The following is a 20,364-nucleotide window of genomic DNA, read 5'->3' as shown; positions in this document are numbered from 1 at the left end:
CATACTTCGCTTGATAGTTAAAACGGTGCTTGCGTGATTGCATAATAGTGAGAGTAATAACGCGATTCTATCTCGTTGTACTCACCAGATTCTTTCATGTTGCGAATACATTGATCTGTTGAGTGCAAAAATGCCGCGTGGTCCTTCACTATTTCAGATGATTTTGAGAGCGTCATGAAATACGCCCTTGAGTCAGAACCATACGTTGTTGCTTTCACCTTATGCCCGAGACCTAATTGCTGTGCATGCCAATGAAATGTGGTACTCGATGCCACTACTACGTCCACATCGCCGTTTACTAGAGCATGAACAAGTTCTTCATCTCTTTTGACCGTATGCACTTCACCCATGTCGGTTTTACTTTTTATCACCGTTCTATATTCAGGCCAGTAATTTAAGCCATTCAAGTGACCCACTTTCAATGGCTTGAAGTCAACCGAATGCTCAACATCAAATGTCGCGTCATTTCTAATAAATGCACGATAGGTAGATTCAAAGACACTTTCTTTGCCGTAGGTCACAAATGCATCACGCTCTGGATTATGACCATAAACATTAATATCAACCATACCTTCCGTTACATTCTGCTTAAGGCGCCCGACTGGAATGAACATAAATTGTGGTTGAAAACCTGCTTCAGGAATACACCTTTTTAGCACTTCTTTTGCTAAGCCGTCTTGTGTCCAAACTCTACCAGCAAAGAAGAACGGTGCCCAATCAGTATCAGCCACAACAATGCTGGGTTTTGATAGGTCTTTATTCGCAGCGCCAATACCATGCGCCGGTGTGATGAGAGCCAGCGCCGAAAAAAGAAACCCAATGCATGCACTTACTACTCTCATGCGTTTACTACTCTTAGTGTGTCTTAAAGCTTGCAACTCCTTCGCACAAATAAAAAAGGGTGACGTCCGTCACCCTTTTATCAAAATGTTTAAGCAGAAAAGCCGATTAGCCTTTCTCTACTTGCCCGAACTCTAATTCGACTGGCGTAGAACGACCAAAAATCAATACTGAAACTTTCAGGCGGCTCTTTTCGTAGTCGACTTCTTCGACTACGCCGTTGAAGTCTGCAAAAGGACCATCGGTAACACGAACCACTTCGCCTGGCTCGAACAATGTTTTTGGTTTTGGCTTGTCTACCGACTCTTCTAAGCGATTTAAGATTGCGTCTGCTTCACGCTTGCTGATTGGCATAGGACGGTCAGATGTTCCACCGATAAAGCCTAGTACGCGAGGTACGCTCTTAACTAAGTGCCAAGAGTCTTCGTTCATTTCCATTTCTACGAGAACATAACCTGGAAAAAACTTACGTTCACTTTTGCGTTTTTGACCAGCACGCATCTCGACAACTTCTTCGGTAGGAACAAGAATTTCACCAAAGTAGTCTTCCATATCATGCATCTTGATATGTTCTTTCAGTGTTTTTTGTACGCGCGCTTCATAACCTGAGAACGCTTGTACAACGTACCACTTTTTGCCAGCCATTAATTAAATCCCCAATCCGGTAATAAATGAAACCAAACGCACGATAATGCCGTCTAGTCCCCATAAAAGTAACGATACAACTACTGTAGCAGCTAAAACGATCAATGTTGTTTGGGTTGCTTCTTGTCTTGTTGGCCACACAACCTTGCGAACTTCAGTACGAGATTCCTTCGCGAAATTAATAAAGGTAGCACCCTTTTCTGTGCTTGCCGCAACAAAACCAGCAACAACAACACCTAATACAGCAACAACGGCACGAATCAGTACAGATTGCTCTTCGAATAGGTAATTTCCTGCTACTACACCGGCTAAAAGGGCAATAACAATAACCCACTTAAACATATCAAGGCCATTGGATTGCGTTTCAGTATTTTCGCTCATGCTCACTTTACTTCCGCTTTATTTAGTCGAGGTGTTATTCACATCGACATTCAATCTGTTTGGCAGGGGTGGAGGGACTCGAACCCCCAACCATCGGTTTTGGAGACCGCTGTTCTACCAATTGGAACTACACCCCTGCATATCCCTTTGCGCATTCGCGCAAAATTCAGTTGCACCAACCTTGTGAAACGCTTCGTTTTAGGGATAAAAGCTGATTAACACAAGGAGGGACGCGTATTATACTCAATGTTTGTCGAGATACAATACTCGTATAACGTTTTACCCCATTACAAATTCGCATTTTCGCGATCTTTCATCTATTACTTATTGCGTAACAATACGTTAGCGAAAAGAGGTAAAGGAAATGAAAAATATCGCAATCATCATCGGTGCCGGAGTACTGGCTGCGTGTGCGTCTAGCCACGGTTGGGACGACATGACCGCAGAAGAAGAAAGTCGTTGGAAATCCATTAATGTTAGCGAGAGCCAAGCTCAGGAGTATCAAGACAACGGCCTAACAGCGACTGACATTGTCAGCTGGAGACAGCAAGGGTTCGTCGAACCTGACGATATTCTCACATGGTCAAAATCTCGCTTTAACGCCATAGAAGCAGCGATTTGGCGTAATCAAGGATTCGATCTTGAAAGCGCCCTTGCATGGTCTGAGGAAAACTTTACCGCAGAACAAGCACAAAATTGGAAGCAAAAAGGCTTTTCGTTAGACGATGCAATGGAAGAGCGGGCAAAAGGCCTCACTCCGAAAACCTAATGCGGCCCACTGTTATCTGACTTATACAATTAAACTATTTTTAACCACGCGCTGCATTTACACACATTTTTAAAATGTGATAATTGCAGCGCTGTCACGTCTATTCAACGCCAATAAAGCCCCCGGTTTGATGCGCCCATAACTTGGCATAAATGCCATTTAACGCCAATAACTCCGCGTGTGTACCCTGTTCGACGATACGGCCTTTGTCCAGCACTAATAATCGATCCATTTGTGCAATGGTTGAAAGCCGATGGGCAATCGCCAACACCGTTTTGTTTTCCATCACCTTATTGAGGCAATGTTGTATCGCCATTTCAACTTCGGAGTCTAACGCGGATGTTGCCTCGTCTAGAATTAGGATTGGCGCATCTTTCAGCATGACTCTAGCAATAGCAATACGCTGGCGTTGCCCGCCAGATAACTTCACGCCCCGTTCTCCCACGTGCGCATCGTAGCCAGTTCGCCCTTCTAAATCAGACAGCTGCTGAATAAATTCATGCGCTTCAGCCTGACGTGCCGCATGTTCCATTTGTGCTTCTGTTGCGCCGAGCTTGCCGTACAGTATGTTATCTCGCACAGAGCGATGTAATAGCGACGTATCCTGCGTCACCATGCTGATATTGGCGCGCAAACTTTCTTGCGTAACGCGATTAATAGGTTGCCCGTCGATACGAATTTCACCACTTTGAACGTCATAAAAGCGCAATAACAGATTAACGAGCGTAGATTTACCCGCGCCGGAACGGCCAACCAAGCCGACTTTTTCACCCGGTTTAATATTGATAGACAAATCATTAAATACGGATATTTCAACACCACTCGGACCAGGGTACGAAAAGTTAACGTGGTTAAACTCAATCGCCCCGCCATTCACATCTAATGATTTAGCATCACGTTTATCTTCTACTTCGACTGGGTTAGATAATGTGTTAATACCATCTTGTACCGCACCAATGTTTTCAAATAGGGACGACACTTCCCACATTATCCATTGTGCCATGCCCGTTAAACGTAAACATAAACTCACCGCGACTGCGATTTCGCCAGGAGACACAACCTGTTGAAGCCATAAGTAAATTGCAGTTGCCGCTACACTGAAGACTAAAACCGCATTATTGAACCACACGCAGCCGTACAACACCGTTGCCAAACGCATTTGTGGATAGACTGTTTTTAGGAAATTATCCATGCTCTCTTTTGCGTACTCAGACTCACGCGAAGAGTGTGAAAACAACTTCACAGTCATAATATTGGTATAACTATCAACAATGCGCCCTGTCATCATAGAACGGGCATCAGCCTGACGCTGTGATACACGCTTGAGTTTGGGGATAAGCACTCGAAGAATAACAAGATAAATGACTAACCAACTCAATAATGGCAAGCTAAGTCGCCAGTCTGCGGCAAACACGAGTACAACAATACTAAGAAAGTACACGCTCACGTATACCAGAATATCGAGCAACTTCATCACCGATTCGCGAACAGACAGCGCAGTCTGCATCACTTTTGTAGCGACACGCCCCGCAAATTCATTCTGAAAAAAGCCTAAACTTTGCCCCAATAAATAGCGGTGCGCTTGCCATCGAATGCGCATGGGATAATTACCCAGCAGCGTTTGGTGTGTCAGCATCGATTGGGTTAGTACCAAGCCCGGTAAAATAACCAAAACGACTGCGCCCATCCACATCAAGCTATGCTTTTCTTCTTGTAAGAACGTGGCAGGATCTCGTTCGCTAAACCAATCGACTAACTGGCCCAGATATCCAAACAACGACACTTCCAAAATGGCAATACAAGCCCCCAACATAGAAACCGAAATAATCGCAGGCCACATGCCTTTAGAATAATGCAGGCAAAACGCCAGTAGGGATTTGGGCGGCTGAGCGGGGTGTTGCGCAGGAAACGGGTTCGTCAGTTTCTCAAAGAATGAAAACATAAAAGTCCAAAAGTCATACTACGGAAGAGCCGCAGGCATACAGCCTATGGCTAGATGAAACGCATTAATAATGTATACGTCCAATACATACAAATGATCGATTGTATCAGGAAAAACACGAAACGTATTTGAATGAATAGTGCCGACGACGATATCAGATGACAAATGCTTTGCCCAATGCGCGCGCCCAATAGCACGAATGCTAAGCCATTAGTTATCGCCATAGAATCGGTAGCAATGGCAAGAAGTAACAGCCCACCGATAAAAGCGAAGCTCTCAATGCAATTCATAAACGCGCGCGTAAGCCGATAACCAAACGACGATACATCGCTGCCATCAGGCGCAAACCTGAGACTCGGGTGAGATTGATTAAACACGCTGAGAGTTCGAAACGTTGCTAACCATACCAATAACACAAGCGTCCAGCCGATATAGCCTATCAATGCGATTATAGTCGCGTTCATTGTTCACATTTCCTTTTACGTTGAAGTGTCGATAAGGCGCTTCATATTGTCTTGTTGAAGCGCAAATTTCCAGCTAATTTCATAGAACATCCATTCACCTAAATCATTCAAGTCGGGAAAAGTACCATGTTCATATCCATGTTCACTTTCGCTGCACGTCGGTTAAGTTGGTTTGTTTTATTTGCATCAATTTTGGGCATTCATATGCCTGCAAACGGCTCAGTAGAAGCGGCAATAAATCATTCTGAACGCCCCAACGTCGACCGAGAGCGAGATGACGCCCGACAGCCACTTAAAACATTAACCTTCGCTGACGTTCAAGAAGGTGACACCGTCTTAGATTTGTATGCTGGCGGAGGCTGGTACACAGAGCTGCTTTCGCGAATTGTGGGGAACAGCGGGAAAGTCTTTGCCCACAATGATCAGGTAATTTGGTCTTTCGTAAAAGACGAGATGCAGCAGCGTACACAAGGAAATCGGCTATCAAACGTTGTTCGAATCGACGACGCGGAGATTGCACATATTTCGCTTCCAGAAAATTCGGTAGACGTGGTATTTAGCTCACTGAATTACCATGACATGTATTTTGTATCTTATCAGCGAAATGGTGTTACCACGCAAGTGCGAGAACACCCCGTTGATCCCGTCAAGGCAATGAAGCACATATCTACGCTACTTAAAGACGATGGGCATGTGGTGATTATTGATCACCAAGCAGCAGAGGGAGCAACACCTGATTCAGGGAATACAGTACATAGAATTCACGCAGATATTGTGATTAGTCAGATGCAACAGGCGGGCTTTGAACGGATCGACGAGGCCAATCATTTACGAAATCCTAACGATAATTATGCCATGTCAGTGTTTGACAAAGCCGTGCGAGGTAACACCGATAGATTTGTGTTGAAATTTAAGAAACGCGCGACAACTGAGTAGTCACCACGCGCACATAAGGCGAAAGCGTAAGTGATTAACTCAACTTACGCGCTTTAAATTTCTTGCCTTTAATTTTACCTTCTCTAAATTGCCGCATGCTGCGTTTAACACTTCGAGATTTAATTGCTACGTAAGCATGAGTGGCGGTAACTTTGATTTTTCCGATGTCCTCCCCTGGTACATCTGCTTCTTTGGTCAAAGCACCAAGAATATCACCCGGTCTGAGCTTGGCTTTTTTGCCGCCATCAATGGCCAAGGTGGAGAATTCAGACTCTGTAATTCGGTTAGCATGAAAACGCATAGATTGAATGCCCTTCCATTTAGCCTTGAAGCCCGCAACCTCTTCTATAGCATGAACGCGTGAAATCTCTGAAGGAGAAACTAAAGAATAGGCCCTGCCCGATGCATCAGCTCGTCCTGTACGACCAATCCGATGAATATGTGCATCTGGATCTTCACTTACGTGATAGTTAATAACCAGATCAACCCCTTTAACATCAATTCCTCTGGCAGCAACATCGGTTGCCACCAGTACGCGACAACTCTGGTTTTCAAATCGCACCAACACTTCCGTGCGAGCTCTTTGCTCTAAATCACCGTGAAGTGCCAGAGCAGGCACGCCCATCATGCTCAGTTCATCGGCGACTTCCTGCGCCGTGACTTTCTTATTGCAGAAAATAATGGTGGCATTAGGCTGACACTCACTAATTAACGCGGCCGCAGCTTTCACCTTGTGACTCTCGTCAACTTCAAAAAATAACTGCTCAATTTTTTGTTCATCGTGGGTTGAGGTAACATGCACAAATTGGGGGTTTCGCTGGATGTGATGAGACACCTGCTTCACTTGATCATTTAACGTGGCTGAGAACAACAATGTTTGACGCGCATTCGAAATGTGTCGAATAACTATGTCCATTTCTTCTTCAAACCCCATGTCTAACATGCGGTCTGCTTCATCCAGCACGAAGGTATTCACCTTATTTAACATCAAACGACGCTTAAGCACATGCTCCATAATGCGCCCCGGCGTGCCCACAATGACATGCGCACCGTGAGACAACGAAGAAATTTGCGGTCCCATTGGTGCTCCGCCACACAAGGTGAGCACTTTGACGTTCTCAAGTTGCTTTGCCAGTGAACGAATTTCTTCCGCAACCTGTTCAGCCAATTCGCGTGTTGGGCACATCACTAAGCTTTGTACATGCAAGTCTTTAGGCTCAAGCTGTTGTAACACCCCTAATGCAAAAGTTACTGTTTTTCCGCTGCCCGTTTTCGCCTGACCAAGTACATCTTTTCCTTCAAGCAGAATGGGTAAACTCTGCGCTTGAATGTCAGTCATTCCCTCAAACCCCAAATCATCAATCGCTTTTAGTAATTCTGGGCGTAAAGAAAGTGTCGAAAATGATTGTTTCATAGTTATCCGAATCGTTGTGGGATGCGATTTATTTAAAACTAGGCATCCAATTCAATGGCATTGGCTAAGCTTTCTAACAGCGGTTTACGTGCTTTTAGCTTGGTTTGGTGATGGGCCTTCATGTTCAGTTGGCTCATAAAGTTTACAATTTGCTCGATCGCTACATCCATTGCCTCTGCCGGCACGATGCGATCTAAAAATCCAGCATCAACGGCATGCTCTGGTGAGTACATTTCAGCACACAACACACTGCGATTAAAATAAACAGGTGCGAGTCGCCCTTTCGCAAGCTCTATCCCTGCATGATGCATCGTCATGCCAATCGCCACTTCATTCAAACCAATTTTAAAATCGCCATCAACACCTAAGCGGTAATCGCTAGCTAACAAGATAAACGCACCTTTTGCGACTGCATGCCCTGTGCACGCTGCAATTACTGGCGTAGGGAATGCCAGCAAACGAAGGGTAAGAGAAGAACCGCGCTGAACTAATTTTTTTGCTGCTTCTGGGCTTTCTTTCATTGTTGCCAAGTCATAGCCCGCAGAGAACATCCCAGCTTGGCCTTTGATAACAAGCACCACACCGGCTTCTTCAACTTTATCCAACGCAGCATTAAGCTCATCAAGCAATGCGTGAGAAATTGCATTCACTTTGCCATTTTGTAGCGTGATGACCGCCACTTTTTCACTTAGATTAAGATCAACTAATTGAGACATGAGTATTCCTTTATTAATTATTATGAGGTTTGCAGTTTCCAGTTGATAGTTTGCCCGGCAAAGAAAGGCACGATAGGATTGCCATTGGGCAGCACAATACTGTCGGGAATGGACCAGCTTTCACGCACTAACGTAATTGTTCCTTCGTTTCTCGGTAAGCCATAGAAATCCGGACCATGGTGACTCGCAAAGCCTTCAAATTTATCTAATGCATCTAAATCTTCAAACACTTGAGCATACAGCTCGATTGCGCTCCATGCACTGTAGCAGCCTGCACACCCACATGCCGATTCTTTGCGGTGTTTTTCATGCGGAGCTGAGTCTGTGCCTAAGAAAAACTTCGACGAGCCCGACGCCACCACACGGCGTAATGCCTGCTGATGCGTATTGCGTTTGAGTACAGGTAAACAATAGTTATGAGGCCTCACACCGCCCACTAACAGATCATTTCGGTTTAATAACAAGTGCTGCGGCGTGATGGTTGCCGCAACATTCTCTGACGCATCCAATACAAAATCGGCTGCATCTGACGTGGTGATGTGTTCAAACACCACTTTAAGCGCAGGAAATGCATCGACTATTTTGCGTAGATGTGCGTCGATAAAGGCTTTTTCTCTGTCGAAGATATCAACATGAGACTCGGTGACTTCACCGTGGATAAGCAGCAACATGCCCTGCTTTTGCATTTCTTCAAATACGGGATATAACGCTTCTATGCCCTTTACCGCGGCATCAGAATTGGTTGTTGCTCCCGCAGGATATAATTTAGAGGCGACGACACCTGCTTGCTTTGCTTTTACAATAGTGTCAGGCGTGGTTTGGTTTGTGAGGTACAAGGTCATAAGCGGTGTGAAATCACTGCCTTGTGGCCTTGCATCTAGAATACGCTGCGCGTACGCGTTTGCCATGTCGGCATCAGTGACTGGCGGCACCAGATTGGGCATGACTATCGCGCGTTTAAAGCATCTTGCGGTAGCGGGGACGGTTTCTTTTAACATGTCTCCGTCGCGAAAATGTAAATGCCAGTCATCAGGTGTTTGCAGCGTAATCGATTGCATGGTTACCTCAAAGTCATAGTAAACAGTTACACTGTATTATGCCTTAAAATGAATGAAATGATGTGATTCTTTATGCATTTTGAGGTCATTCACCTGCGGGCATTCCGGCAAGTAATGCTTTTAGCATAAACAGGGATTAGTCACGGCTTAGTCAAGGCTTAGCCATGGCTTATCAGAGTGGGCTAGGTAACAACGACCTCGTGGTCGCAGTTACCAATGGTTCTAATCGCGGAATTACGCTTTTTTCACGAATTCAGACTTTAATTTCATCGCCCCAATGCCATCGATTTTACAATCAATGTCGTGGTCTCCGTCTACCAGACGAATATTTTTCACTTTCGTGCCCACCTTCACTACCAACGACGATCCTTTTACCTTTAAGTCTTTGATAACTGTAACCGAGTCACCATCTTGCAATACATTTCCAACTGAGTCTCGAATCGTTTCAGCGTCGTCTGATACATCGTTGTCAGACCATTCGTGCCCGCACTCAGGGCAAACATACATACTTTGATCTTCATAGGTGTATTCAGAGTTGCATTGTGGACATGGGGGTAAGCTCATTTTAATTCCTTGGTAATATGGGTGTCGTGATAATAAAAATGCGGAGTGTACGAGAATCCATTAAAGATGCAAACTGCCGTTTCGTCTTTTGGAATATATTTAGCTTGCACACGCATTACCGTGCTGAATAGTGTGGTTCGTCATACACGCGCTACTAGTGACGAATATCCTACAAACCCACTTTCTCAATCGGGTGAAATATAGCGATATATTGCACTTTTTTCGTCAGTTGTAAGGTCATCACGTTCCAGCAATGCCCTCAACGTGTCTTCATTTTGCGAGGACTGTTCAAGCGTCCGCCCAAGATATTCAATGTATAATACGCGGTGATAGCTGTTTTTTTCAGACACTACCTTAGACGCTGCCCAAGTGGCCATATCATCCGAGTCTCGTGAAGATAATGCTCTTAAGGCGTTGTATTTTACTTGTTCAGACAACTCGTTGTTAAATCCATCATAAAACGCTTGCTGAGCGGCCTGAGTAGGTAACTTTAACAAGGTAAGTAAACTTTCTTCTCTCACATCGTTGTCATCGCTTTCTAAAAATGCAGTCGCGTCTTTAACAAAGCTAGGGTTGGCCGCGTTTCCCATTGCTGCAATAATGTTTTGCTGACGCTCGGTGTTATCGGTGTTGTACAAATCATTTCGCAGAAGTGATGCGACCTTATCAACTTGTGCAGGATTGCGTTTAACAGGATCGCCCAAAGAGCCTGTTGCTAGAATGGCCATTGTCCCGAGAGAGCGCTCTCGTTGACTATCAGCATCAAGTTGCTGCGTTGCTTGCCACGTCGCATCAACCAATTCATCCGTAGGGTATTCAAAATCATGTATAACAGACAACGCACGATTTTTCGTCGCCGAGCGGTAGTTGTCACGGGTAATAACATTTGCCAATGCCTGTTGCGCTTCTCGGTGCCCCGCTTCAGACAAGGCATACCAAAGTCGCAATGAAACGTCATGAGATACAAACCCCTGCTGATCTAGCAAGTCAACAAATACAAAGGCAGCATCAGGGTGCAAACGGAGATAATTGATTATAAACTTCATTGCTAGCGACTCTGTTTCTGGGTTGTCAAACAAAGTGGTGTATTTTTCTATCGCACCGCTACTATCCAAGCCCTCTGCCATAGCATTCAACTCTGGGTCAGTTTGATAGTATTTCGCCATAGCAGAGCGTGCATCTACTGCTCTTTGTTGAGTCGGCTGCACAAACACCAACTCATCAGGTGTAGTGGTGGCTTTTGCGGTTAAACGAATAAGCGCGGAATCACTCAAAACGCCATCAATGTAGGTTTCAACTTGCCCTTCTGTTGACATTGCATCCAGCCAACCATGCTCTGCGCTTAATGTATAAGACGACGTAAAGTGATTCACTTTTACATTAATATTGGCGCCTTCCCACGACATTGCTGTCATCTCGTCACTGTAATCAATGTACTGACTTTTTTGTTTTGTAAGTAAGGAGCCTTGAAGCTGGTAGTTAGCATGATAACGGCCCACCGAATCTCGCTCGCGGGTCTTCCATTGTGCTTTCGAGGCTGTCGGATATAACACCTGAAAATGCTCAAGCACGACAGAGGCTAAGTCGCCTGTCAGCTCATCGTTTACGGTTAGGTTGGTCAGTACACCATTTTCAGACATGTCGAACGCAAATGGCGCGGGCTTATGACTGGTACTCAATAACTGCTGCCCGTTTTGCATTACATCTGGCTCACTGACGAATCCAAGCACTTTCCAACCTTGCTGGCTATCTGACTGGAAGGCAAAATCAATCCGTGCTTTGGCATCGTAAGTATAGGCCTGTTGATTCACATCATCGTTTGAAGAGGTTAATGCAGCTAAATCTATCACCCCTGATACTTGGTAATGTAGGTCATAGGACAGCCGGACTCCCTCGTCAAAGCGGTACTTGAGTGTAGCCCCAATATCGGCGGTATCTGTAGACGAGCTTATGGGTGAGGAGTGTGAATCAACGTGTTGCGTATCAAGATGCGATGATGGCAAAAACAGGAAATACCCAGCCAATAGTAGCGCACATACAACCAACCCACTTAAGACATAATTACGCATTCATCACCCCATTTGTGCCATGTTATTCAGTGCCGCTGACAAGTAAAGCCAACGACACTGAATACACATGTTTATTTAACCTCTAAAGTCAGGTTCTTCTTCGAACTTCCGCCATCAAAGTTTACGCCAACATAAGGGCTGCCGCATTCTTTGTGAGGTAAAACATAGTGTTTGTTGATTTTGCTGCCTTTAACCTTTTTAGACCACGTGTAGTCTTCGCCTTTTAACCCGACAGTTTTGATCCAACTGTTATTTATAGAAGGCTTAAACATGTGTTTAATAGCTTCAAATATGCCATATTTTTTGAATAGGTTTTTAATCGCTTTTTCACGTTTTGACTTACTCACACCCGCCAACACATCTTCAGCTGACAAACCAGACCTAATTGGGCATTTGGCATAGATGTACATATCGCCGTCGCTATCTATTTTACCTTTAACAAGCAAGGCATAGCGGCCGTCACGTCGCGATTTGTTGCGAGTATGCATGCGATACGTGGCTTTGAGTTTTTTCGTATTCGGCACAGTCGCTTTGGTCACCCAACCATGCCATTTACGTTTCACCCACAAATTCTTAGAGGTGCGATAACCACTCCATTTAAACACCGTCCAAGACTTTTTCCCTACCCATTTTATCTTGCCGTAAATTTTAACTCGGCCATCCAAATATCGGGTAACCATGTCAAGGGATGCCGTTGCCGATGCCATGTCGCCTGGAATAATAATCCCTGAAAGCGACAACGTTGGACGCAAATGAATTAAATCTAAACTACCTGATGTACCAACTTTGACTGGTCCAAATTTTCCGCTTGCGTCAACCACTGCTTGTAACTTTGCATAGGGACCTGCACGCCCTTTCACGGTAACATTGTCATAAACGTTGGCATAGGATCTTGCGTACAGGCCTAACACGCCACGAACACCAAAGAAGCCTTTGATTTTCACACCCCATTTGCGGAATTTTTTGGTTTTACCGACATCTTTGTATTTACGATATTCCTCTTCACCTTCATCGTCATCGTACGAACTGAACAATTCGTTCCAGCCTTTGTAATCATCAGGCATCGTGTAGCGTTTGTCCCAGATTCGCTTATTCAGTACATCAACATAAAAATCAAAGTAGCTTCGCTTGCCATCCTGACCTTTAATATCAGATCTGACTTTCACGAAGGTCCAGCCTTTTCCTTTTACCCACGCTTTCGCCCATCCATACGCGGTCACCTTGAGATACTTGGGAATATTCGCATTGCCATATTCGCCGCCAGCCTTACCTTCAACTTTAAACTCGATGCGTGCTTTGCCTTTCGAACCACTCGATTTTTTGTAAGCTTTGACGAACATCTCTCTGTAGTCAGAGTTGCGTGAGGCGTAAGCATCAAACGACGGCTTACTACGACTTTGTAATGCCTTGTTTGACTTTGTGTCACCCTCTTGCTCGTCCTCTGAAGAAACAAGATAGATAACAGGCACTTCCATCACATTGTCTTGCTTAAGGTTGTCCCATTCCGCAATGTTAAATTCTGGGTCTGCTGTGATACGTAACGTTGCTTTTGTGTCTTTTCCGAGTGCCAATAAAGCATCATACGCAGCTTCTGTAACACGTAAATCCAGTTGCACATCTGCTTCCGCATTTTCACCGATCGTCTCACAAATTTGCTCGCCTTCTATTTCATCGCACTCTGGCACCATTGCGAATCGGTCAGACTTCACATATTCGTATATTGTTCCTTCAGGATTGACACTGGTTTCACCCTCTTCAGCTTGACGCTCTAGAATGGTAGACGTCATGTTAAGCGGGAACTCGCCTACATCAGGTACCACCAATGTTGCCGCGATATTTACGGTATCGCTCGTTGCAAGAAACTCTGATGCCAAGGTCACATTAGCGAAAATCTCAGGCTCTTCGTAGTTGAATTCAGCAGCGTCTACAGGGCGTTGATTCAGCGTAAAACTTCTATTCTCTGCAACAACTGACAACAGCTTTATGTTAGGCAAATTGGCCTGCACCACGTCGATTTCACCCACCTTGACAGGCGCAAGCATTTCAACAATTTCGCCTTGATCATCTTCTATATTTTGATCGAAGCGGGCATATAGTGTGTATCGTCCGCTCGTCGCATCGCTAGGTATAGACGCATCATAACTGCGCAAGTTAGTCACATAAGACACGGCGCTGGCGTCTAAGGTGTCAATTACATGCACCTCACCCGTATGGTTAGCGCGCGCCTCTAGTGTAATTGATAAATCTTTATACTGCTGAGGGCTACGTAACACAAAGGCAACGGGAAACGTTTCGCCAGTTGTCACAGATGATTTGAATTTCGCACGTGTTACTGATGCGTCGGACGTTTTTGATGTCACCTGCGGTATCACACTTATGGCAGACACATGAGTTGTGAAGCCAAGCGAAAACACCGCCAGTACACTCGATAGATACAGAGCAATACGCTTGCCCTTAATAGAACTAGACTTGATCATCCCACCTCTCATTGTCGCCATTGCCAATAACACCATTAACATCCACGCTAGACTGCCACCACTTTTTTGAGAAGAGCCGTCTGTTGTTGGTGTTTCAGGTTGTTGTGGCTCAATTACCACGGGTTCGTTTAACTGAGTACCAAAATACACCGCTATCTCTGTACTTTGGTTTTGTCTGCCATCAATGTCATACTTTCCGCCCTCTTTCAGGGTGAAGTTGACACAATCAAAGCCTTCTTCGTAAACGCTTTGATAGACAGTGCTATCAATAGGCGGACACACGCCGTCATTCGACTCAGCGAATAGCACAAAATTATCCTCTGAGGAAACAAACGCTGACCAACGCTGCTTATCGGTTAAATCACTCAAAGTCACAGACTTGATTGATGTATTCGCGATTTTCCCAGTAACACTTTTTGCCGTAGCGCCGCTGGTGCTCGCCGTTAGAAAGTAAATAAATTCGTCTTTCGCTGTCACCGTCTGCAATTGTGCTTCTTTCATTTGAATCAACACGCGATTAACCGATGCTTCATCACTCACGTTCTGCGGGTGCAACTGCGGGTGCGACGGCTCAGATTTAAAGATTACATTCAGCACATCAAGGGACTGCTCTTCAACAGCCACGTTAAGACTGGGGCTATTCACACTGAGCAACGACAAGTTACCCGCGCTCAAAAGCATGTCTGACATCGTGCTTATCGTCTGCTGTATATGGGTGCCAGTACCATCGTAAATGGTAATCAGCGATCTTGGCGTAAACGCATTATCCATTAAATCGAAGATCCCATCGCCATCTGTATCCTTGTACCCTTCTTCAAGGTCTGTCAGTCCATCCTGATCGCTGTCTTTGTCGGTTAGCGCAGCAAATTCATCGCTGACCACAAGGACTTGGTTAATCTCTACAGATAGCGGTTGCTCACCTGAATCAGTAACCTTTACGCTGATAGGAAAACGCCCTTCACCCACTATCGTTGGGTCAACGTTGAATTCGGTTGTAGCATTGTCTAGTGTCACGTCAAACGGTGTAATCCACTCTATGTTGTGGGTGTCTTCAATATTGAGATCTTCAACACTCACTTTCACTGTAACCAGCCCATCAAAGAGCGTCGCAACAGTTGTTTCTTTCTCATTTTGATACAGTTTGATATGAGCTGTTGGTGCTAGATTGCTCTTTGTCACCTCGACCGTTACTGCTTGACGAGATGTAACTGCGCTTAGCGGACTACGCATAATCACAGCGCTAACGGGTTGACTGTTTTCAATCTCCTCAATGGCATCTGCTACCTGCCATACGGCCTGCGGATTGGATTGCGTTAACGAAACGCTAAGCTCTGTTAGGGTGTCTATTGAACCATCTTCGTATATCACATCGACTTCTAACGGCACCGACATGTCACTGTGAGGGAGCGTTCCTAAAGGCTTAATCATGAAGCTTGCTTGCTGCGCTTCAGCAACCATTGCGTTTGTTGCAACGATATCTATCGCTGGTGATACATTAAACGTCACAACCTTAGATGTTTCGTTCTGTTCATTATCAATCGCAAATACAGTTACATCATGCTGACCTGAAGCAAATGACAGCTTCGAAAAGGTTAATTCAACGTCGCCGTCTACCGCATCAACCGCGTAATAGTCTAGTAAGTCAAATTCATTCACAGGAGTGATAAAGCGCGTTGCCTGCACCTCAACGATCGAATCTATGAATAAATCAGGCGCAACAGAATCCAGCGTAGGATCAGTCCCTTTGAGGTATTCCTCGTAATCTGACAATCCATCTTCATCACTGTCATCGTCGCCAGATGAAATAGACGCATCTAAATCGAAACGTAATTCATAGCTGTCGGGCATACCGTCGCCATCACTGTCGATAAAGCTGAATTTGTCTTGCGGGTTCGTGCCAACAAGTAACTCTTCACGATCTGATACACGGTCACCGTCTGAGTCGACGAAACTATTGTTGTCGTCAGGATTTGTATTGCTACGCAACTCTTCGGCGTCAGACATGCCATCACCATCGGTATCAATGAAGTCTGTTGCATCAAACGGATTAGTTCGTTGGAACACTTCCACTGCATCAGGAACGTGATCGCCATCTGAATCTAAGAAGCTGTTGATATCTAACGGGTCAGTACCATCTTGTTGTTCTTGGATATCCGTCACGCCATCGCGATCAGAATCTCTGTCGCTGGCATCGTTAGGATCCGTACCTCTTAGAATCTCAACATAGTCAGGTACTGTGTCGCCGTCTGAATCCTTGAAGGAATTCGCATCATTTGCGTCTGTTTGTTCCAGTTGTTCAACAAAGTCAGCAACGCCATCGCCGTCAGTATCTTTGTAACTTGAAGCAGAAAACGCATCGGTTTCATCGAACCATTCTTCACGATAGTTAGGAACTCTGTCTTCGTCAGCGTCTTTGTAACTGCTAATGTCGTTCGGGTTTGTACCTTGCGCGATTTCCAGTGCATCTGACACCCCGTCACCATCGCTGTCTACAAAGCTAAGTGGATCAAGTGGGTCAGTACCGTTACGCTTTTCGTCTTTATCCAGCATGCCATCGTTATCAGAATCAATGAACACACTTGACGCATCGTTTGGATCAGAGCCTACTTGCAATTCTTGATAATCTGATACGCCATCGCCATCTGAATCAATTGCATCTTCTTCATCTTCAGGGCTTGTGCCTAATAGTATTTCCTGACGGTCTGGAACCCCATCGCCATCCGTATCTTTAAAGCTTAAGCGGTCATTCGGGTCGGTAAGCTGAATGCGTTCTAGCGAATCAGCTACGCCATCTCCATCCGAATCGACAAAGCTGGCAGCATTGGTGACAGAAGTCCCTGCTCGCAATTCCAAGTAATCCGCAGCGCCGTCATTATCGGTGTCTAGGTAACTCAACTCAGCAAATGTATCCGTGCCCTCTAACTGCTCAATGTAGTCAGGTACACCATCTGAGTCGCTATCTAAATAAGATTGCCCATTAGCAGGATCGGTATTTTGTTCCAGCTCAAGCTCATCAGAGACACCATCGTTGTCTTTGTCTGGATAGCTTCGGTTGTCGAAAGGATCGGTTCCTGCATTTCTTTCTGTGTCATCTAACGCACCGTCGTTGTCGATATCTCCCGCATTGAGTAACGACACCACAAAATTGCGTTCAAGTTGTGCTTGGCCATCTGAAACCGTAAGGGTAAAGGTATATTGCGTCTTCGCTTGCCCATCTCTGATGTCTGCCATCGACACCGCTTGTTTAAACATCAGAGCACGCTCGTCTGACACCATAAACACGTCGCCATCTCCCGACGTAAAGGTATAAGTGAGTTGCGCATTACTATCTACATCAACTAATCCAAGCGGAACAACTTCACGCTGGTTAAGTTTATAAGTAATTTCACTTGCCCCCACCGATTCATTCAACTCGGGTGAACTTAAAGAAGGCGCATCATTTTTACCTACTACTTCGAACTGAATCAGCTGAGTAGCCAACTCGGTGGTCTCAGGATTTAACGATTTTACCTTGATTTCCAGAACTTCAGTGGCGACTTCACCGTCATTTAAAGACTCAACTAGGTCTAGTGGAGCCTGTTGCTCACCTGAGCCATTGTCCTGCGCACCATCAGGCAATAGATCGTCAATAGAACTGTCATTGTCTTCATCAATTGCTTCTTCATCTGTCGGTGTTTGGTCACCACTACCCGACTCAAATAAATCCTCTTCTGGAATATGATGATGGTACTGGTATACCCATTGATTCTGATTGTTTAAAAAGAGCTTTCCGTACGTTCCTTCATACACTGCTGTCACAATCTCAAATTCATCACCGTCAAGATCGACGATGTTTGCTAACATGTCACCCGCTGTAAAAGTGACAGGATCAACGTTATCTTCACTTTGGGCATCAGCGATCACTGGATCTGTTGAATAAGGCGCGTCATCGACATCAATCACCTCAATATTGAAGGCTGGTAATGATTGCGTATACGTACCATCACTGACTCTGATAACAATATTCTGGTGAGTACCTACGTCTTGCTGAGCGGGCACACCTGACAGTGCGCCGCTAGCACTGAACGTTGCCCATTCAGGTTTGTTTGAAATAGAGAATGTGAGATTGTCACCATCTGTATCGTAAGCAGTTGGCTTGAAATAGTATTCGCTGTTTTGATTCACTTGGGTGTCTGGGCTTCCTGCAATAACAGGTGGGCTAGCAACATCAAAAACGGAAATACTAAACGCAGGGAGAGACACTGTCTGCGTGCCATCAGATACGCTAATACCGATATTGCTGTAACTGCCGATATTTGCACTCGTTGGCGTGCCAGACAACTGGCCAGTAGACGTATTAAACGACGCCCAAGCAGGTTGATTAGTAATAGTAAACGTCAATGTGCCTTCATCGTCCAACACCGTAGGCGTAAAGCTATAATTACTCCCTTCACCAATTGACGTAGTTGGCGTACCCGAAATAACAGGTGTATTCGCCAAATCAGTCACAGATACATTTATTGAAAGCGGCACGGTGTGAGTGCCATCGGCCACCGAAACAACAACGTGGTATATATTATCTGTGTTTGCGTCATTCGGATTTTCAAAGTCAGGCGCGCTAACAAAGCTGAGCAATCCTGTGCCTGAAGCAATGGTAAATCGTGCCGCATCCGCACCACCTGTAATTGAATAGGTTAGCGTGTCGGAATCCAGATCATTAGCAGCAAACGTGCCTACCGTCGCAGTATTCTCGGCCACGGATACCGATGTCTCTTGCTTGAATTGCACTACGCGGTTATCTGCAGAATCTACAACAATGAGTTCTTGGCTGCCCACACCATCGAAATTTGCAGCATAAACGAAGCGGAAGTTATTACCTGTGTTGCTTAGCTCCAGTTCAGTGAATATTGAAGAGCCATTATTTTCATACAGAATAACTCTCGATGTCGTTGTAACGAGAAGATCTTTATCACCATCGGCGTCATAATCAATAATGTGCGTACTCGCCCCACCCGCACCAATGTTTGCAACCGTATTAGGTGTGAAGTTTCCTGCACCGTCATTTTGATACAAAATGACATTTTCAGAATTTCGAGATGCGACGGCAATATCTGCAAAACCGTCACCATTTATGTCATCAGCATCTAACCAATAAACAACTGAATCTGTTGCCCCCGAATTGATTGCCTGCACGGTAGTATCAAATGTGCCATCACCGTTATTCTTGAACCAAAACACGTTAGGGTAAATCGTGCCACTTGTATCTTCTGTGTACTGGCCAACGATAAGATCGGGATAAACGTCAGCGTCGACTCTGCCAACGGCCAACCCAAACGCACTTTGCCCCTCGCCAAACGCAAATGCAGTACGCTGAACAAAGCCACCGGCTCCGTCGTTCTCATACCAATACACTGCGTCGTTGCCATTTTGACGTACAACGGCTACATCAATATCTGTATCGCCGTCTAAATCGGTTGCAATCATACCCGCCGCTAAACGCGGAGAGGAGACATCGGTGGGCAATGCGATGCGAGTAAAGTTCTGACTACCATCATTCTGCATCCAGTAAACAGCATCTTGACTATAATCTGAAACAAGAATGTCATTCCCGTTTACACCATCTACATCCACAATGATGGATTGTAAGGATGTACCGCCTGAACTATTAATAAGATGTCTGGTGAAACTGCCTGAACCGTCGTTTTCATACCAGTAAAGCGCGCTATTGCCTGCAACATAGTCTGTATCTCCGTCGCCGTCAACATCGCCAACCGAGAGCGTGCTGAAATCAGCAGTCGCATCCAGCTCTAACTCGCTCCAATGTTGACTCCAGTTAGGTGCATTTGTTGCTGCAACAGAGTGAGCAGCGAACAGTAAAAAGGCAGCTAAAGTCCTAAGGGTTATATTCATGACAGCATACTTCCAATGAAAACGATTAAGACATCTTAAAATTCGGTCGCGAAGTATAGCAGCACAACAATAGAATTCTTTGCTTATTTTTTAAACAAACGGCACTTTAATTCTAACTTTTACGAAATATGTGGAATTTTTTTCTCAGAAGAAGGGAAAGTAAACAAAAATGTTGATAAATTTTTAACAAGTTGTTGAAT

13 protein-coding genes and 1 tRNA gene are annotated in these 20,364 nt (G+C 45.1%); 2 read left to right on the top strand and 12 right to left on the bottom strand.

All coding sequences use genetic code 11. The features are described 5' to 3' along the window. Positions 1-17: 17 nt before the first annotated feature. The 4 genes from OE749_RS16950 to OE749_RS16935 all read right to left on the bottom strand — a co-directional run bounded on the left by OE749_RS16950 (position 18) and on the right by OE749_RS16935 (position 2,003). A complete protein-coding gene (locus OE749_RS16950) occupies positions 18-842 on the bottom strand; it encodes a substrate-binding periplasmic protein (protein WP_263713673.1) in 825 nt (274 codons plus the stop codon). A gap of 106 nt (positions 843-948) precedes the next feature. Next, on the bottom strand, positions 949-1,485 hold the full coding sequence (gene nusG, locus OE749_RS16945) for a transcription termination/antitermination protein NusG (RefSeq protein WP_263713672.1): 537 nt from the start codon (positions 1,483-1,485) through the stop codon (positions 949-951). A gap of 3 nt (positions 1,486-1,488) precedes the next feature. Beyond that, complete coding sequence (gene secE, locus OE749_RS16940) at positions 1,489-1,866, bottom strand: preprotein translocase subunit SecE (protein ID WP_263713671.1); 378 nt, start codon at positions 1,864-1,866, stop codon at positions 1,489-1,491. Between the two features lie 60 nt (positions 1,867-1,926). Continuing rightward, positions 1,927-2,003, bottom strand: a tRNA-Trp gene (locus OE749_RS16935). A 227-nt stretch (positions 2,004-2,230) separates the two neighbouring features. Here OE749_RS16935 and OE749_RS16930 point away from each other — a divergent pair. Continuing rightward, positions 2,231-2,635, top strand: coding sequence for a hypothetical protein (locus OE749_RS16930; RefSeq protein WP_263713670.1), 405 nt, complete (start codon positions 2,231-2,233; stop codon positions 2,633-2,635). A 100-nt stretch (positions 2,636-2,735) separates the two neighbouring features. Here the strand turns inward: OE749_RS16930 and OE749_RS16925 are convergent, their stop codons facing one another. Together OE749_RS16925 and OE749_RS16920 are read right to left on the bottom strand one after the other, a co-directional pair. Continuing rightward, positions 2,736-4,577: an ABC transporter ATP-binding protein gene (locus tag OE749_RS16925; protein WP_263713669.1), complete on the bottom strand. Its 1,842-nt coding sequence runs from the start codon at positions 4,575-4,577 to the stop codon at positions 2,736-2,738. A gap of 50 nt (positions 4,578-4,627) precedes the next feature. Then, positions 4,628-5,041 (bottom strand): MAPEG family protein, encoded by a 414-nt coding sequence (locus OE749_RS16920; RefSeq protein ID WP_263713668.1) that lies wholly within the window; start codon positions 5,039-5,041, stop codon positions 4,628-4,630. Positions 5,042-5,167: 126 nt separating this feature from the next. Between OE749_RS16920 and OE749_RS16915 the strand changes: the two genes are divergently transcribed. Then, positions 5,168-5,977: a class I SAM-dependent methyltransferase gene (locus OE749_RS16915; RefSeq protein ID WP_263713667.1), complete on the top strand. Its 810-nt coding sequence runs from the start codon at positions 5,168-5,170 to the stop codon at positions 5,975-5,977. 34 nt (positions 5,978-6,011) lie between these two features. On the opposite strand, the gene dbpA is transcribed toward OE749_RS16915, so the two are convergent. The 6 genes from dbpA to OE749_RS16885 all read right to left on the bottom strand — a co-directional run bounded on the left by dbpA (position 6,012) and on the right by OE749_RS16885 (position 20,164). Then, positions 6,012-7,391 (bottom strand): ATP-dependent RNA helicase DbpA, encoded by a 1,380-nt coding sequence (dbpA, locus tag OE749_RS16910; RefSeq protein ID WP_263713666.1) that lies wholly within the window; start codon positions 7,389-7,391, stop codon positions 6,012-6,014. Between the two features lie 38 nt (positions 7,392-7,429). Continuing rightward, on the bottom strand, positions 7,430-8,107 hold the full coding sequence (locus tag OE749_RS16905; protein ID WP_263713665.1) for a crotonase/enoyl-CoA hydratase family protein: 678 nt from the start codon (positions 8,105-8,107) through the stop codon (positions 7,430-7,432). A gap of 20 nt (positions 8,108-8,127) precedes the next feature. Beyond that, positions 8,128-9,165, bottom strand: a complete 1,038-nt coding sequence (gene pyrC / locus OE749_RS16900) for a dihydroorotase (protein WP_263713664.1) — start codon at positions 9,163-9,165, stop codon at positions 8,128-8,130. A 234-nt stretch (positions 9,166-9,399) separates the two neighbouring features. Then, positions 9,400-9,729, bottom strand: coding sequence for a zinc ribbon domain-containing protein YjdM (locus OE749_RS16895; RefSeq protein WP_263713663.1), 330 nt, complete (start codon positions 9,727-9,729; stop codon positions 9,400-9,402). Between the two features lie 185 nt (positions 9,730-9,914). Then, on the bottom strand, positions 9,915-11,798 hold the full coding sequence (locus OE749_RS16890) for a HEAT repeat domain-containing protein (RefSeq protein WP_263713662.1): 1,884 nt from the start codon (positions 11,796-11,798) through the stop codon (positions 9,915-9,917). A gap of 71 nt (positions 11,799-11,869) precedes the next feature. Next, the gene (locus tag OE749_RS16885; RefSeq protein WP_263713661.1) at positions 11,870-20,164 is read right to left on the bottom strand and encodes an FG-GAP-like repeat-containing protein; all 8,295 of its coding nucleotides are present in this window, start codon (positions 20,162-20,164) and stop codon (positions 11,870-11,872) included. Positions 20,165-20,364 lie beyond the last annotated feature (200 nt).

Source organism: Fluctibacter corallii (assembly GCF_025751585.1).
In the GTDB taxonomy this organism is placed as follows: Bacteria; Pseudomonadota; Gammaproteobacteria; order Enterobacterales; family Alteromonadaceae; genus Fluctibacter_A; species Fluctibacter_A corallii.
The sequence above is the reverse complement of the archived record's forward strand: the minus strand, read 5'-3'. Positions and strand labels throughout refer to the sequence as shown.

Bases quoted from the DNA above. Each gene is read 5' to 3' on its own strand.
- OE749_RS16920 (WP_263713668.1), bottom strand. From the start codon at position 5,041: ATGAACGCGACTATAATCGCATTGATAGGCTATATCGGCTGGACGCTT.
- nusG (WP_263713672.1), bottom strand. From the start codon at position 1,485: ATGGCTGGCAAAAAGTGGTACGTTGTACAAGCGTTCTCAGGTTATGAA.
- secE (WP_263713671.1), bottom strand. From the start codon at position 1,866: ATGAGCGAAAATACTGAAACGCAATCCAATGGCCTTGATATGTTTAAG.
- OE749_RS16885 (WP_263713661.1), bottom strand. From the start codon at position 20,164: ATGAATATAACCCTTAGGACTTTAGCTGCCTTTTTACTGTTCGCTGCT.
- OE749_RS16915 (WP_263713667.1), top strand. From the start codon at position 5,168: ATGTTCATATCCATGTTCACTTTCGCTGCACGTCGGTTAAGTTGGTTT.
- OE749_RS16890 (WP_263713662.1), bottom strand. From the start codon at position 11,798: ATGCGTAATTATGTCTTAAGTGGGTTGGTTGTATGTGCGCTACTATTG.
- OE749_RS16930 (WP_263713670.1), top strand. From the start codon at position 2,231: ATGAAAAATATCGCAATCATCATCGGTGCCGGAGTACTGGCTGCGTGT.
- dbpA (WP_263713666.1), bottom strand. From the start codon at position 7,391: ATGAAACAATCATTTTCGACACTTTCTTTACGCCCAGAATTACTAAAA.
- OE749_RS16925 (WP_263713669.1), bottom strand. From the start codon at position 4,577: ATGTTTTCATTCTTTGAGAAACTGACGAACCCGTTTCCTGCGCAACAC.
- pyrC (WP_263713664.1), bottom strand. From the start codon at position 9,165: ATGCAATCGATTACGCTGCAAACACCTGATGACTGGCATTTACATTTT.
- OE749_RS16905 (WP_263713665.1), bottom strand. From the start codon at position 8,107: ATGTCTCAATTAGTTGATCTTAATCTAAGTGAAAAAGTGGCGGTCATC.
- OE749_RS16895 (WP_263713663.1), bottom strand. From the start codon at position 9,729: ATGAGCTTACCCCCATGTCCACAATGCAACTCTGAATACACCTATGAA.
- OE749_RS16950 (WP_263713673.1), bottom strand. From the start codon at position 842: ATGAGAGTAGTAAGTGCATGCATTGGGTTTCTTTTTTCGGCGCTGGCT.